Below are 825 nucleotides of genomic sequence, written 5' to 3'. Positions count from 1 at the left end.
CGCGCAGCGGCGCCCGGGTGATCCTCGCCGACCTGGACACCGAGTTCGGCGGCAGTCTCCTGGGCACCGGCGAACGGCTGGACGCCGCGCCCGGCACCGGGTGGGTGCGGCGGGCGGTCACCGAGCTCGCCTCGCTGCCGGAGGTCCGCCTGCTGAGCGGCACCACGGTGTTCGGCCACCACGAGCACAACTGGTTCACCGCGGTCGAGCACCGCGGCGACGACGCGTTCAGCCGCCAGCGCGTCCACCGCATCCGTGCCCGGCAGGCCGTGTTCGCCACCGGCGCGCACGAACGGCCGCTGGTGTTCGCCGACAACGACCGCCCCGGCACCATGCTGGCCGGGGCCGCCCGCACCTACCTGCACCGCTACGGGGTACTGCCGGGCAGGCGCGCGGTCGTGTTCACCACCGACGACAGCGCCTACGCGGCGGCGGTGGACCTGCACGACGCCGGGGTCGAGATCGCGGCCGTGGTGGACGCCCGGGACACCGTGTCCACCCACTGGGCCTCGCTGTGCCTCGAACGGGGAATCACCATCCGGGCCGACACCGCCGTGGTCGGGACCACCGGCGTCGACCACGTCCGCGGTGTGCACCTCGACGGGCCGCACCCCCGCGGTCGCGCGGAGAGCCACCTCGACTGCGACCTGTTGCTGGTCTCCGGCGGCTGGACCCCGGTGGTGCACCTGCACAGCCAGGGCCGGGGCGCGCTGCGCTACGCCGAGTCGCTCGGCGCCTTCGTCCCGGCCGGGGACCTGCCCGCCGCACGGTCGGCCGGTGCCGCCGCCGGGAGCGCCCGGGATGCCGTCGACGGGAACGGCGCCC

General features: G+C 76.1%; 1 pseudogene. It reads left to right on the top strand.

The features are described 5' to 3' along the window. Positions 1-825, top strand: a pseudogene (locus SACPADRAFT_RS25205) (ferredoxin); the annotation flags it as partial.

This window comes from Saccharomonospora iraqiensis subsp. paurometabolica YIM 90007, from assembly GCF_000231035.2.
Classification (GTDB): Bacteria; Actinomycetota; Actinomycetes; order Mycobacteriales; family Pseudonocardiaceae; genus Saccharomonospora; species Saccharomonospora paurometabolica.
Note: the sequence above shows the minus strand (reverse complement) of the source record. Positions and strands in the feature narration are given on the sequence as shown.